Source organism: Halomonas sp. BDJS001, assembly GCF_026104355.1.
Taxonomy (GTDB): domain Bacteria; phylum Pseudomonadota; class Gammaproteobacteria; order Pseudomonadales; family Halomonadaceae; genus Vreelandella.
The window spans coordinates 1,160,657-1,174,567 of sequence record NZ_CP110535.1; the positions used below are offsets into that span (position 1 = coordinate 1,160,657).

At 49.5% G+C, this 13,911-nt stretch carries 17 protein-coding genes; 16 read left to right on the forward strand and 1 reads right to left on the reverse strand.

The features are described 5' to 3' along the window. The first annotated feature begins 9 nt into the window (after positions 1 to 9). From OM794_RS05325 to OM794_RS05380, 12 genes are all read left to right on the forward strand, one after another. On the forward strand, positions 10 to 813 hold the full coding sequence (locus OM794_RS05325; RefSeq protein WP_226248330.1) for a hypothetical protein: 804 nt from the start codon (positions 10 to 12) through the stop codon (positions 811 to 813). A gap of 95 nt (positions 814 to 908) precedes the next feature. Then, positions 909 to 1,418 carry a DUF4365 domain-containing protein gene (locus OM794_RS05330; RefSeq protein WP_101059419.1) on the forward strand — a complete coding sequence of 170 codons (510 nt, stop codon included), beginning with the start codon at positions 909 to 911 and terminating at the stop codon, positions 1,416 to 1,418. Continuing rightward, on the forward strand, positions 1,415 to 2,554 hold the full coding sequence (locus OM794_RS05335) for a hypothetical protein (RefSeq protein ID WP_226248333.1): 1,140 nt from the start codon (positions 1,415 to 1,417) through the stop codon (positions 2,552 to 2,554). The genes OM794_RS05330 and OM794_RS05335 overlap by 4 nt, the downstream gene beginning before the upstream one ends. A gap of 13 nt (positions 2,555 to 2,567) precedes the next feature. Continuing rightward, positions 2,568 to 3,818 carry an SIR2 family protein gene (locus OM794_RS05340; RefSeq protein ID WP_265154329.1) on the forward strand — a complete coding sequence of 417 codons (1,251 nt, stop codon included), beginning with the start codon at positions 2,568 to 2,570 and terminating at the stop codon, positions 3,816 to 3,818. 103 nt (positions 3,819 to 3,921) lie between these two features. Then, the gene (locus tag OM794_RS05345; protein WP_226248340.1) at positions 3,922 to 4,779 is read left to right on the forward strand and encodes a hypothetical protein; all 858 of its coding nucleotides are present in this window, start codon (positions 3,922 to 3,924) and stop codon (positions 4,777 to 4,779) included. An 89-nt stretch (positions 4,780 to 4,868) separates the two neighbouring features. Then, the gene (locus OM794_RS05350) at positions 4,869 to 5,489 is read left to right on the forward strand and encodes a LysE family translocator (protein WP_226248343.1); all 621 of its coding nucleotides are present in this window, start codon (positions 4,869 to 4,871) and stop codon (positions 5,487 to 5,489) included. A 93-nt stretch (positions 5,490 to 5,582) separates the two neighbouring features. Then, entirely contained in the window at positions 5,583 to 6,107 is a 525-nt protein-coding gene (locus OM794_RS05355; RefSeq protein WP_226248345.1) for a hypothetical protein, read from the forward strand. Between the two features lie 104 nt (positions 6,108 to 6,211). Then, positions 6,212 to 6,799 (forward strand): histidine phosphatase family protein, encoded by a 588-nt coding sequence (locus tag OM794_RS05360; RefSeq protein WP_226248347.1) that lies wholly within the window; start codon positions 6,212 to 6,214, stop codon positions 6,797 to 6,799. Positions 6,800 to 7,324: 525 nt separating this feature from the next. Then, positions 7,325 to 7,909, forward strand: coding sequence for a hypothetical protein (locus OM794_RS05365; protein ID WP_226248348.1), 585 nt, complete (start codon positions 7,325 to 7,327; stop codon positions 7,907 to 7,909). A 189-nt stretch (positions 7,910 to 8,098) separates the two neighbouring features. Further along, a complete protein-coding gene (locus OM794_RS05370) occupies positions 8,099 to 8,743 on the forward strand; it encodes an alanyl-tRNA editing protein (RefSeq protein WP_226248350.1) in 645 nt (214 codons plus the stop codon). 261 nt (positions 8,744 to 9,004) lie between these two features. Continuing rightward, a complete protein-coding gene (locus OM794_RS05375) occupies positions 9,005 to 9,736 on the forward strand; it encodes an AraC family transcriptional regulator (RefSeq protein WP_226248352.1) in 732 nt (243 codons plus the stop codon). Between the two features lie 88 nt (positions 9,737 to 9,824). Then, positions 9,825 to 10,721 carry a DMT family transporter gene (locus OM794_RS05380; RefSeq protein ID WP_226248354.1) on the forward strand — a complete coding sequence of 299 codons (897 nt, stop codon included), beginning with the start codon at positions 9,825 to 9,827 and terminating at the stop codon, positions 10,719 to 10,721. Positions 10,722 to 10,884: 163 nt separating this feature from the next. Here OM794_RS05380 and OM794_RS05385 read toward each other — a convergent pair whose 3' ends face one another. Next, complete coding sequence (locus OM794_RS05385; protein ID WP_226248356.1) at positions 10,885 to 11,706, reverse strand: SDR family NAD(P)-dependent oxidoreductase; 822 nt, start codon at positions 11,704 to 11,706, stop codon at positions 10,885 to 10,887. Between the two features lie 98 nt (positions 11,707 to 11,804). On the opposite strand from OM794_RS05385, the gene OM794_RS05390 reads away from it, so the two are divergent. The 4 genes from OM794_RS05390 to OM794_RS05405 all read left to right on the forward strand — a co-directional run bounded on the left by OM794_RS05390 (position 11,805) and on the right by OM794_RS05405 (position 13,904). Beyond that, the gene (locus tag OM794_RS05390) at positions 11,805 to 12,704 is read left to right on the forward strand and encodes a LysR family transcriptional regulator (RefSeq protein ID WP_226248358.1); all 900 of its coding nucleotides are present in this window, start codon (positions 11,805 to 11,807) and stop codon (positions 12,702 to 12,704) included. A gap of 43 nt (positions 12,705 to 12,747) precedes the next feature. Further along, entirely contained in the window at positions 12,748 to 13,038 is a 291-nt protein-coding gene (locus tag OM794_RS05395) for a hypothetical protein (RefSeq protein ID WP_226248360.1), read from the forward strand. A 108-nt stretch (positions 13,039 to 13,146) separates the two neighbouring features. After that, complete coding sequence (locus OM794_RS23310; protein ID WP_226248761.1) at positions 13,147 to 13,515, forward strand: type II CAAX prenyl endopeptidase Rce1 family protein; 369 nt, start codon at positions 13,147 to 13,149, stop codon at positions 13,513 to 13,515. A gap of 191 nt (positions 13,516 to 13,706) precedes the next feature. Beyond that, positions 13,707 to 13,904, forward strand: coding sequence for a porin family protein (locus OM794_RS05405; protein ID WP_226248362.1), 198 nt, complete (start codon positions 13,707 to 13,709; stop codon positions 13,902 to 13,904). Positions 13,905 to 13,911: the final 7 nt, after the last annotated feature.

A 13,911-nucleotide genomic window follows, 5' to 3' on the forward strand; every position in this document is an offset into this window, starting at 1 on the left:
GAGTAAGTTATGGAAAGTGAAGGTCTCAAGCAATTCTTAGAGGTTGTTGGCGATGCTGTGCATTCGGTTAACACAATCTGTGTTGGCTTGGCTGCTGTGCGAGAAGGGACTGTCAAGAAACCTGATGAACTAACAATTGGCTGGAAAAGTTCTAATCCAGAGACATCTGCCTCAAAGGCCAGGATATTTGCTCTCCGAGCATCACTGGTTTTCGTTGAAGAAGCGCTTCTAAAGTACCTTGATTTCCTCAAAGATTGTTCAACTGAAAACGAGAGGCTATATAAGGCGCTATCTAGCGAGGGAGCAGCGGACCGGGTTGTTGAAGTGTCCAAGTATCTTTCAGATGCTGAGCCTTATTGGTGGCCGATGGTTGTTCTGCTAGTGCGATGGCGAAATAGGGTCGTCCATAATGCGAAAATTGGATTGGCTCCGCTTCAGAGGAAAATTCTCCTTGAACACGAGGAGATTATTAAGCAGAGGCACGCGGGCATTGATATACAGAAAACCTTAGAAAATTTCGACTCTAGCCAGATAACTCTGAAGGACTTCACGACCCTCATTGCAATTACAGTCCGCTATGTGCGAGCGCTTGATGAACAACTTGAGCCTCAGCTACACACGATGCAGGGCTTCATTTCCCGGTTGGAGCAACGAGGGTTGATAGAGGTTTTTGATAACGTGATGAAAGCAAACGGAGAGTCTACGCGGAGACGTAAGCTGCGGTCCTTTTTGGAAACTGAATTTTCAAAAATACCGGATAATTTTTTCGAGGACATTTTTCATCATGGGCCAATCCGCCAGAATAATGCTTAACAATCGGCTGCATGGCGACCGATTTTCCGCCGCTGCGCGGCTCCAAACCGGCGCATGAGCCGGGCGTTAGATTTTAAAAAAGGAAGTTTGTTTCCATGCTCCCAGTTCAGACCATTGAAGAGCTAATTAGCGAGTCCTACGTCAGTGCGATTGTCGCTCGGTCTGGCTTTGTGCCGAATTCGATTTCAAAGGACTTTGGTATTGATCTTGAAGTTCGCAATATAACTTCCTATGGAAACAAGCGTATTGATATGGGCGCATTTCTTTCGCTGCAGCTTAAAGCAAGCGTAAATTGGTCTCTGGAAGATGACTATGTTGTCTACGATATGGAAGCCGATGCATTCAATCGACTCGTTTTCAGGCGGGATCAGTCAGCTTTGCCATGTGCTCTGGTTTTGTGCTGTCTACCAGATGATAAATCTTTGTGGATGGCCGCGTGTGAAGACGAGTTGACCATAAAAAAATGCTGTTACTATTACTTCGTCGAAGGGCCTGAATCCCCCAACTCAAGCTCGAAGCGTATTAGAATACCTAGAGATCAATTGCTTACGCCAGAATCATTGCTGGGCCTTAAAGAAAAGCTACTCATGGGAGCTGTCTCATGATTCGCTCGGGAAATAATATTTTGGAGAATATAGATCGAGTCAGGTTATTTGATCTAAAAAACTACCTTTATAGAAAGGGTTGGCAGCAAATTGCAACCAACGGCGAAAAATGGCAGGTCTTCAAGCTCGATGTGGATTTGGATCAATCGCTGGAGCTTATCCTGCCAGGCAGCGAATCATTCATCGATTTCAGAGAGCGTATTCAACAATCGATAGAAGCTCTTTCTCAGATTGAGGACAAGCCAGTATCTGAAATACTTTCAGGATTGATGGTTGAAAATGCTGACTCAGTGAAGCTGCGACTTCAAGTTCCTGACTCTGTCAGCTCGTTGCCTATTGATGACGCTTCTAAGCATATTAAGGCAATTAGAAATCTTTTTTTATATTCTGGGTGCTCTGAAATAAAAAGTTTTCCTCACTTTGAACAGCCGTTACCAGCCGCTCAAGATTATCTTGGTGACTTTGAATTTTGCCATACTTTCCGAGGAAGCTTTGGATTTGAAGTGTCTAGTGCAATTATTAAAGAAAAAGAGGATCGAGACCTATTTGAGCTGCCGGTAAATAGACGTATTGTTGAAAGAATAGCTAGAGGCCTCGTGGCTCTCGATAGTGCGGTTCGTAATGATGATCCCGATATCCTGATTTCGTCCTACGAAAGAGCGCTAAATGCTCGCATGTGCGATGCATTAGCTCAAATTGGTCTTGGTGGCGAGTTAAATTTTGGCGTAGACATCGATTGGGCCACCATATTAGAACCGTCTGAGGATGTCGTTTCGTTCCGCAGTGTAACTGTAGGAGAAGCTCAAATTAGCATGCTCAGCTATGCATCCGAAAAATTGAAGATTGTCGAGCCAACAGCGCAGCAAATATCTGGGCGAGTAGTTAATTTACATTGTGTTGCGAACCCCTCTGAGGGGAGTGCGAGACGGACAGTAGCTATTAAGGTTGATCATTCAGATCATGGCCTGATTGAGGTTCGTTTGGCACTTGGTCCTGACTCCTATTTAAGGGCTTTAAAAGCACATTCCGAGGGAAGGGAGTTGGTAGCGTCCGGTCAGTTACAAAGGAAAGGCAACACCTGGAGCTTGGACGCTATAACTTCGGTTCAGGAAGGCCAACAATCTACAAAGCGTTAGGCCTGAACTGATCATGGGTGGAGTTGGTAAGAAATTAAAGGGAAAAAGGCTCAAGCAAGCTTTGATGGATCTTTCTAAAAATAAAGAGGTTGTAGGAATGAACAAAGAGCATCCTGGGTTTCGAATTTTTGTGCTTGGGGCTGGTTTCTCTGTTCCTGCCGGCCTGCCCACTGCGGCAGAATTGTACCCTGAAGTTGTTAGGCGAGTGGAGCGGCTGCATGGGAAAGATAATCGCTTTCATTGGGCGCTTCAGGACTATATAAATTACCGAAAAAGAAGCGATGGTGTTGAGTTGAGTGTCGAAAACATAGACTTGGAAGAGTTTATGTCCTATCTCGATATCGAGCATTTTCTGGGATTAGAGGGTGGCGATACCTTAAGTGAGCATGGTAATGCAGCTCAGTTATTCGTGAAAAGATTTATTGGCCAAATAATTCATGAGCGAACGCCAAGCAAAGACTCTTTGCCACAAGAATATTATGAGTTTGCTGAGAGGTTGTCACTAAATGATATTGTAATAACTCTTAATTATGATGTGGTGCTTGAACGGGCTCTTGATCATGTTGGAAAGCCTTATCGGCTCTTTCCTCATCGATACAGCAAGATCGGTGACGGATTTAATACGGTAGACGACTCCAGAGACGAAGTTACGATATTAAAGCTGCATGGCTCTTTAGATTGGTTTAGCAATAAGTCCTACCTTCACGGCTTGGATGCTTTTAAAAAACAAGGTGTGGATGGGGCACCTAATGATCCTATTTTCAATAACAATGATAAGTACGGCCACTGCCCGTTAGTTGATGGTCCTAGAAATGAGGATGATCCGCTATTAAATATATATAGGTTAAAGAACATAGACCGTTTCTATGGAAATTATGATCCACCAGCTGTACCCATGATTCTTTCCCCTTCGCATATGAAAATTGTCTATGCCAATCCATTTCTGGATTTTTGGTGGGGTTGGGGGCGTGCCGGTGGTATGAACTTGGGTGTGTCAATTATCGGGTTTTCCCTCCCCTTACATGATGACTACCTTCGTATATGTCTCTATAGAATGGTATCTAATTTCCAAGGCGTATACTGGGACCAACCTCTTCTAGATTGGTATAAAAATCACGTAAAGCTTGTTGACTATAGAACCGACGAAAAAAGCAAAGATGAGTTGCTAGAAAGATATCGGTTTATTGATTATGAGAAAGCAGATGTCTATACAGATGGCTTTTCTAAGGATGCAGTCGATTTTATTTTTAGTCAATCGAGATGAGTCTAACAAGTTGCTACACGCGGATAAATTACTCGCTGCACTCCTAATTTACCGGTGAGCAAAGCGTTAGTTGGTATTATCCATTGTCGGAGTTCATAGAAGAGTGAAAGATAAAAGAATATTTAAAATTGAGCTTCCGTCGGTTGATGTTTTAGGCGTAAGAAGCATTGAAAAGCGTACAAATGGAGATGTTGTCGAAACTCGAGCGGGTAGTTTTACTCATAAATATATCGCACCGTTTTTCTTGATCGTAGAAGATAATCTAGCAAAACAAGTTATAGATGTTATCGCTTCTGAGTTCACTAGCTTGCCGAGAAAATATATCCTTTCCGGAGTCTGGGTCAATCAAGCTGCCTGCTTGCTTGGATTTTTGATGTACGCCAAAGAGCTAGAGAGCACTAACGTCCCACAATTTTCCATTCTGTCTATTGATGATGGAGATATACAAAAAGAGGAGAAAGAGAAAAGACTCAACAAATTATTAAAAGGTAACTATTTTGGAGAGGAACTCGGAGTCGCGAAAAAGCTCTTGTCTGAGCTGATGTTATCTTTTAACTTAGAGTATTTGGATCGTAATGTAAAAAAAGGGCTGCCAGAATATAACCATAAGAAATGGTTTGAAGAGATAGATAAAGAAGTTATTCTCTCTATTGATAAGCCGTCTAATCTACATGAAGAACGGAAAGTTGAAAGCTTGCTAGAGCTTATTAAGTTCTCTAAATCAATAGAGTTGAATGATTATCACAGCTATTACGAAGAGCTAAGAAAATTTCGTCCAAGCAATACTTTGGATTTATTCCATATGACCGAATTCTTCGTTCTAAATGCCATAAAGAAATACAATAAAGTCAAATGGGATGCATATGTTGGGCGCATTAGGGATGCCCTAGTTGATGTAAAGGAAGAAAATAGGAAGAGGTTCGTTGAGGCCGATATGTACTTCAACAAAAGAAACAACTAACAATTGCAGGCACTGTGTCGGCTTTTTCGTTGCGGCTTCGCCTCCACTACAAAGCCGCACGTGCTGCAGGCGTTAAAGGAGAATCAGTTATGACTTTAATGACCATCCTGTTATTCATACCAGCATGTTTTGCTTTGAACATGGCACCTGGTCCAAATAACTTGCTTTCGATGGCGAACGCAAAGCGCTACGGCATTAAGGCCGCCTGTTATGCTGGCTTAGGCCGTTTGGTCGCATTTGTGGGCATGATCACGCTTGCTGCTACAGGGCTAGCAACAGTGCTGTATACATCTGAAAAATTATTTCTCGCTATAAAAGTAGTAGGAGGGCTCTATCTACTTTGGCTGGCCTTTCAGTTGTGGACTGCAGACCCAACCGCCGGTGGGAACGAAGCTCTGGGTGGAAAAAGCCTTTTCCAACTGGCGAGGCAAGAATTCTTTCTGGCGGCAGGGAACCCCAAGGCTATTTTGATTTTTACAGCTTTCCTGCCTCAGTTTGTTGACCCTACAGGCTCTGTTGGATTCCAATTCTTGATATTAGGTGTGCTGTTTTTAATGCTTGAGTGGGTAGCAATAGCCGGGTATGCATTTTTTGGCAAAGCGCTGCGCCATTGGTTCTCCCGCCCTTCTATGCGTCGCCTGTTCAATAGAGTTTGTGCTGGACTACTTGGTAGTGCTGGGGTTGGGCTTTTACTGGCTCGTCGTGAATGAACTAACAAAGCAATTAAATTCGCTCCCTGCGGTCGCCGTACGCTCGTTCCTCGCTCCATATATTGCGAGCGTTAGGGAGTTACAGGAATTATTATGCCAAACTGTCTATACCAGCTAGCGCAAGACTTTCAAACGCTCATCGTGGGATTCCTCGGATTTTCAGGCGTAATATTCACTCTTTATATGAATGCACGCTTATCTAGAAAACAGTACGATCGCAACATTACTCACGAAGCAAAGACAATCAGGACAGCACTTCACGCAGAGTTAGAACTGGCAAGAAGGGCTTTTGTTGGTATAGGCACACCAAGCGGCGACAGCAACGAAGATCAAGGGGCATTCTTTCCAGAGCATTACTCCCAGTCAATTTATCAAAGCCTAATTTCAAAAATCGGCCTTTTATCACTAACCGAAATCTCCGCAGTCACAGAAGCTCACGCTTTGATCAGCGAGCTTCCTATACGACTTAATCTATTATCTTCAGGCCATCATGAGTCTTTCGAGCGCCCAGGGTACATTTACATTTCCGGTGAGCATGCAGAAACGGCTATGAGCATTTATAGAAATTTTCTCCCAAAAATTGAACTCGCCGTAGAAGCATTGCAGCAATCGGCATAATCACACAGTGTGGTACCCCCCTAACTAGTGGTTCAAGTCGTTCGCTTCGCTCACTGGGACGGGCTAAAGCCCGCCCCTTAACCAAACGTTAGTGCATGAGACATATGGAAATATTTTTGTTGAGACATGCTGAAACAGAATCAAATCGGGCTGGCTCACTTAGTTCGGGTTGTGAGGATACTTTGACACAGCTCGGGCATTGGCAGGCCCGAGCGATCGTCGACGGTCTTATGGAATTTGAAATAGAGACTATCCTTTGCTCTCCTTACTCTAGAGCTTTGGATACGGTTGCACCTTTCGCTCAAGCTGCGTCGCTCGCTGTTGAAGTCCATCCTTGTTTAGCCGAAGGCCAGTTGATACTCGACAACCTAGTCTCTCACGAAGAGCCGATTTACATGCCCCACTCATCTGGCTATCTTCACCCAGCAGGTACTGAGCAAGCCGGTGCATTTCTCGGGCGTGTCATGCAGGCGCAAGAGATAATCTTCTCTCAAGCTGCATCTAAAATCTTGGTAGTGACTCACGGGCACATGATTCGGGAGTTGCTAAATAGTCTTCTGGCATTGCCAATAAAGACACGATTTCCCCACGACAACTGCGGGCTAAGCCTCATTTCTGTAGGGAAGGTCAACACAGTGGGCTTCCTAAATCGTGCCATGTGCTCTAACCAAACCGTGCACCGGAGGCCATAAGCGTCGCTGACGGCCACTTCTGGCCCTGTTGACGGAAGAGGTGCTCCTGGAAGATATGGCAGCTACAGAGGTACCAGATGAAGCGAAGCAGGCACAGTCAGTCGTTGAAGCTGTGCTGGGTGATTCGATCATCGGCATTTATCTCTTCGGCTCTGCTGTCGTTGGTGGTTTAGAGCGAGATAGCGACGTTCCAATCGGGGCAAGGGGGCTTTGGTAATACACTTATGAAGCTCACTATCGAGAAGGCTATTGAACACGGAATTCGGGAAATAAATATCCGTTGCCACAAACACAAAAGCCTTCGGCGATAGGGATTAAAGCGAATGGTGTAAGTCGGGAGGCTGCGATTCTGAATGACGGAAAGGTTGTCCAGCGCTATATGGCCATTGCTCCTTATCATCGCAAGCAATACGGCCCTTCGGGCCCGGTCGTCGCTGAGATATAGTCCCAGTGGCCTTTACGGGCTGATTATTCATGGTTGTACGAGTTACTCTTCAGTAGGTTTTTATTTTTTCAGGAGGCACCATGCCCTTTACCAAACGCGGTGCAAATCTCGCCCTCACCCTGTTAGCAGGTTTGCTGGCCATCACTTTGATCACCGGCTGCTCGACTCCCTCCCCGGACGCAGAGGAAGAGGCGGCGCAATCGTCGTCGACCTCGCCGTCAGCCGAGGCGTCCAATGATTCCGACAAACAGGAAGGCGCTGCTCCTTCGGGGCAGACCCAGGGCGGTGATGGTTCCGAGATTACGCTGAATGCTCTCACGGAGGAGGACATGAACGAGGCCAGCCTTCCCGGGGAGCTGGGGTGCCAGTTCACCACGGATGACGGAGAGGTGTTACTGATTGCCATGGGCAATGTAGGGTCGTCCGATGCAGCGCAAGGGGTGGTCAAGGTCGCCGGTTACGTGGAGCGCGTGTCGGCACCTGGTGGCTTCAATGGCATAACCGAGTCTCCGACCTTCAATGGCAAGGGCAAGACCGTCCACATCGAGGTCACCGGTGAGCCCACCGAAGGCGGAGAGTCGCCGCCAAGGCCGGCAACGTTGACGTATGACCGGGCCGACGGCGCTCAGCGTGACTGGCAGGGCGAGTGGCGTTGCGGGCCTTAAGGCGCTGGGTGTCCCAAGATTTAAGCATCGCAAGGCGTATATTAGAGCTCAGACGATCATATCTGAGCAGCTAGCGGTCACTTATCATCAGCCAGGCACGCCGATGCCTTGTTCGTTGCGGCTTTCGCCTCCACTAACAAGGCGCGCATGCTGCAGCGTTAGATGCGGGGCTTTCAACTGAGGTGTGTCATGACACAAAAAGTATTTTGGCAAAACCCATACCAAACTGACCACGATACATTCGTTGCTTCAGTTGATGGAACTCAGATTACTTTAGAATCAACCATCTTTTTTGCCTTTTCAGGTGGGCAGGAGAGCGATTACGGAACTATTGGGGGTTATCCGGTTATTTCAGCAGTGAAAAAAGGTTCCGAGATCATCTACACCTTACCTGACGATCATCAGCTTGGGCTTGGCCAATCTGTCCGCATAGAAATTGACTGGGAAAGGCGCTACCGGCTTATGCGTCTCCATTTTGCTGCCGAACTTGTTCTGGAGCTGTTTTATAAAGCGGTGCCAGGGATAAAAAAAGTGGGTGCCCATATCGCCCAAAATAAAGCGCGGATAGATTTTGAGTGGCCTGAAAGCATATCTCCCATGTTGCAAGGATTTGCCGATGAGGCAAACCGAATTATTCAATCAGGGTTAACGATACAGACTGGCTTTGATGACAGTAAAAACGAGCGCAGATATTGGGAGATTGAGGGGTTCTCAAAAGTACCTTGCGGGGGAACCCATGTCAGAACGACCAGTGAGATCGGGCCCATCAGGTTGAAAAGAAATAACATCGGTCGAGGAAAAGAGCGAGTCGAGATTTTATTAGATACTCAATAGTCAAATTTTCATTTTATGAAAGCTTCTGAGACTTGCGTGATGTCACACGCGTAATCTCACCATGCGGTCACCCAGACTTCCCTAAAATGGGTACACCCGTTGAAAGGGCACCGGTGCTTCTCTCGTGATGCACCGAGCCTGGAAGCCCCCGCAAGGGTTGCCGTTTTCGTCCATCCAGCGAGCGTTACCCAAAGACCCACGGCACAGAGCCCGTGAATCAGGCCAAGGAAGTAAATATGCCCGCGATTGTTGAGTAAGGTCATGAAACATCCCAATATGGGGCTGCACATACGCACTTATGACGATGAAGTGAAACGTCATTCCCACGACCATCATCAACTGGTACTACCCTTGGTCGGTACGCTGTTTCTGTCGATAGATGCCATGTCGGGGGAGGTGGCACAGCACCGTGCGGCGATCATTCCTTCAGGAAGCATCCATGGGTTTGCTGCAACAGAAGATAACCGGTTTTTGGTGGTCGATTTGCCAGAAGGGCTGGCGCCTGCGCTAGATAAGCTGCCTTGTTTCGCCGAGCTTGATTTGGCACTGCACCATTACATCCAGTTCCTACATGCTCAGGCCATGAGCGGGACTGTGGCGGGCGCTACCCAGCATCACATGCTGCTATTGCTGATCCAACTGCTGCAAGAGCGCCATGGAAGTCAATTGCAGCTGGATCGCAGGATTCACGCAGCGCAACAGTTTCTGGATGATCACTTTCAGCGACCGGTTTCCATGGCCGAGGTAGCCAGTGTGGCCCATCTGAGCATTCGTCAGTTGAACGAGCTTTTTCGCCATCAGGTAGGTGTGACGCCTCATCAATATCTCACAGATGTACGGATGAAAGAGGCGTGGCGGCTTCTGGAGCAGTCAGGTCTCAGCGTTCAGCGGGTGGCTGATGCGGTGGGCTACTCGTCGTTATCGGCCTTCAGCGACCGCTTCAGACGCCACTTTGGTAAACCGCCTAGCCACTTCCGCCGTCTCTCGACATAATTCCGCCAGGATTCAAAAGATCCTCATCGATGCTATGGATACGCTCTCCCGTCACCGCTAACGCACGACAATTTCGGGGGAGAGAGACATGGCAACCGTGAGCGCCGCTACCTGGATCGGATCCATTTCCGTGCTGCTTTGGGGCACGTTGGCTTTGCTGACCAAGCTATCCGGCGGAGAGATTCCAGAGTTCCAACTGATGGCCATGACTTTCGGCATTGCGTTTCTGTTGATGGGTGGGCGTTGGGTCTTGGCTGGCCATACGGGCGTTCGCTATATACGCCAGCCGCCGTTTGCCTGGTGTATCGGTATCGTCGGGTTATTCGGTTATCACTTTGCCTATTTCAAGGCGATGACGCTAGCACCAGCGGTGGAGGTCAGCCTGTTGGCTTACCTCTGGCCACTACTGATCGTTCTGCTTTCTGCCCTGTTGCCGGACGAGAGGCTGCGAGCTCAGTCTATCGTTGGCGCCTTGGTGGCACTGGTAGGTTGTTGGTTATTGATCAGCCGAAATTCTGGAGGATTTGCTTGGGAGAACCTACCCGGTTATCTCGTAGCGCTGGCGTGTGCATTGATTTGGTCTTCTTACTCCGTGCTCAGCAGGTTGGTGCGTACAGTACCAACCGATGCCGTCGGTTGGTTCTGCGGCGTGACGGCGCTGCTGGCTTTAGGGTGCCATATGCTGTGGGAAGAGACGGTGTGGCCAGATGGCTTGATGCAATGGGTAGGCGTGGCTGGGCTGGGCCTTGGGCCAGTGGGAATTGCTTTCTTTACCTGGGACTATGGCGTCAAGCACGGGAACATCCAGCTACTGGGCACCCTAGCCTACAGCGCGCCACTCATTTCGGTGGTGCTACTGATCCTGGCGGGATACGGCGAGGCCACGGTAGCCGTATTGAGTGCCAGTGTGCTCATCGTCATTGGTTCCTTGATTGCAGGTCGCGCGAAGCAGCGGGGCTCGCAGCACAAGAATGATGGCAACTAATGACGCTGGTGCTGCAACAGGCGACTTGCTGGCGTTATCTCCAGCTCCGTTAAGACCGACGTGGTCACCGAACATGAGTGGGAGGCTACCGTTTGACAGGAAAAGCGCTTGAAGCGTTTGCAGGTAGAGCGGCCACAAAATCAATGACTCTGATTCCATTGATTTAATTTCCGTTCGCGATATTAACCGACTGTTCGATCTCCATTTTGAGACGATTTACCTTGTCGGTGGCCCACTCCTGTGCATCGTCACCAAAGACGAAACGGGCGGGTGGCTCGTTCGACATGCCGAGGGTGACTATTCTTTCTGCGAGCCTGACCGGGTCACCAGGTTGGTTATGATTGGCGGCTGCGATAAACGAGCGAAACTGCCGGGTCGATTCTGCATAATCGGGCACTTCGATATCACCGTGCGCGGCTGACTTGTCGTCAAGGAAATCTGTACGCAGCATTCCCGGCTCAACCACCATCGATTTGATATTGAGGGGAGCCAGTTCCTGTGCAAATCCCTCGATCCAGCCCTCAATGGCAAATTTTGACGATGCGTAGATCGATCCTCCCGGATTTGCGAGCAGCCCGTTAACGGAGGAGATGGTAACGATAAGGCCTGACTGGCACGCACGCATGTGGGGAGTCACAGCACGGGTTATGTTCATCGTGCCGAAGACATTCACCTCGAACTGCCGCCGCACTTGTGCGCTGCTGATCGTCTCGAACCAGCCGAGCTGTGCTTGGCCAGCGTTGTTGACCAATACGTCGATCGTGCCAAGCCTATTGACTGCCTCCTGTGCCACGGCGACCGCCGCACCTTCGTCCGTAATATCGAGTGCCAGCGCGTGTAGTCTGCTGTTTGATCCAAGTGCTTCCTTAACGTCGTTCGCAGACCGAGCCGTAGCGACGACAGTTTCACCAGCAGCAAGCGCCGCACGGGCGAGCTCCATACCTAATCCACGGCTTGCGCCCGTGATGAGCCAGTTGCTAGCCATAAGTTGCTCCTTATCTGTCATGTTGTTACATAGTAGACTCACTAATCAATGACGATAACCTGCTTATTAATTATAGGGTCTAGAAGGAGAGCTAACGAATGCGCCCAAGCCTACTCGGCGATCTGGAAATTTTCCGTATTATCGCTGCTGAAGGCAGTTTTACGCGGGCAGCTAAGCGGCTGGGCGTCACTCAGTCGGCGCTCAGCCAAACGCTCAAGCGGTTGGAGGAAGACATTGGGATCAGGCTTCTGGCGCGCACGACGCGCAGTGTTTCGCCAACGCATGCTGGCACCCGTCTGCTGACAAAACTCTCGCCCGCGCTCGACGAGGTGACCAACGAAATCAAGTTGCTCGCTAGCTTGCGCGATGAACCGATTGGTACTGTCAGGGTAAGCGCCGGAAAACACGCAGCCGACACGATTCTCTGGCCAGCGCTGAGTTCTTTGATTCGACAGCATCCGGGTATTGAAATCGAAGTCTCCGTCGAAAACGACTTCGTGGATCTCATCGCGGGTAGGTTTGACGCTGGCATCCGGCTGGGCGAAAGGCTTGAGAACGATATGGTGGCACTGCCAATTGGCCCTCGAATGCGGGTCGCTGTTGTCGCCGCGCCCTCTTATCTCTCGCAACACGGTACACCGAAACAACCTTCCGAACTGTCCCAGCACTCCTGCATCAGTTTCAGAAATCGCAGCGGGGAGTTATCGCCTTGGGATTTCGAAAAGGATGGGCGCAACCTCTCCGTCAAACCTGGCCGAGGCCCAATTTTCAACGACAGCGATTTGATGGTTGCCGCTGCAACCGAGGGGTACGGCTTTGCGTACATCCTTGAGGACATCGTTAGCAGACAAATAGCTTCTGGTACGCTGGTACGTGCGCTGGAAGAGTGGTGTGAGCCGTTCGCTGGTTACTACCTTTACTATCCGAGTCGCCGACAGCAAACGTCCGCCTTCACACACTTCAAGAATGCACTGCGGGACGTGGTTTCGTTGAGTTAATGGGGTAAGGTTATCGCGGGATAATGAGCCACAGGATGTGCCTATGACAACGATTGATGCCATCAGATTTCCGAGACTTAAGCTCGGCTTGCTCCTGTTCTTTGCAGGTATGTTCGGTGTGATTGCTCTCACCGTCACGGTACTTCCCCAGGTTTTGGGTGACGCGTCACTGCCTTTACCCTCGTGGTTGGTGTTGGCGGCGAGCATCATGCAGAGCGGGCTCCTTGTCGCGCTTGTCGTGTGGTTGGGCGTGTTGCTTGCACCGAAGGTTGGCCTCAGTGCGCCCGCGTTTGAGGCAGCGGTAACCCGTCAGTCGGTAGCCGCAGCACTCTGACCCCAACTGCACCCCGGGCTTCTTGGCGGGTTTCTGGGTGGGCTTGGGCTCTTTGCGATTGGCGGCTATGCCCCTGCGGAGCTTGCTGACGTGGAGCAGCCGTTCACCGTGCCACTAATCGCCCGCGTTCTCTATGGCGGTATCACGGAGGAGTTGCTTTTACGGTGGGGGCTAATGACGGTACTGGTTTGGATAGCGTGGCGACTCTTGCAGCGTCGAAAAGGTACACCACAGATCGTTTATATCTGGCTCGCCATTGTCGTAAGCGCACTCTTATTTGGGGCAGGTCACCTGCCAGCTGCTGCAGCCCAGGTCGGGGAGTTGACCGCTGACGTAGCAGCGTTCGTCGTCGGCGCGAACACTGTCTTCGGCATACTTTTCGGCTTCCTGTTCTGGCGATACGGCTTGGAGGCGGCGATTATCGCTCACGCGTTTGCGCATATGGTGAGCCATGTCGTTAGCATTGTAGTGGCATAACAATGCAGGGGACGCCAGAAAGCGTCACACCTTTCGCTTTCACAAAAGCTGCACCGCTATTCGGCACCGCTAATCGCCGACGTTAAAGACGCACCGTTTACCGCGCTGAGTCGATGACCGAAGCGCCTCTCCCTTCCCGGTAGAGGCGCTTTTTTTACAACAAAAGCTTACCTGCCGTAACCGAATCTTCCTTGTTATCGAACGTCGACGGTAATCTGGGCGATGCTAGGGTTGATCTTGAAGATCAGGACGGTTCCGATCCGGTCTACGGTGTCGGTGCGCAGTTCAACTTCGATCCCTTCCTGGTCCGTGCCGAATACGAGCGCTACGACTTTGACAGCGACTACAAGATCGACACCTTTACCGCGTCAGCCGGTTTCCGCTGCTAACCGTCAA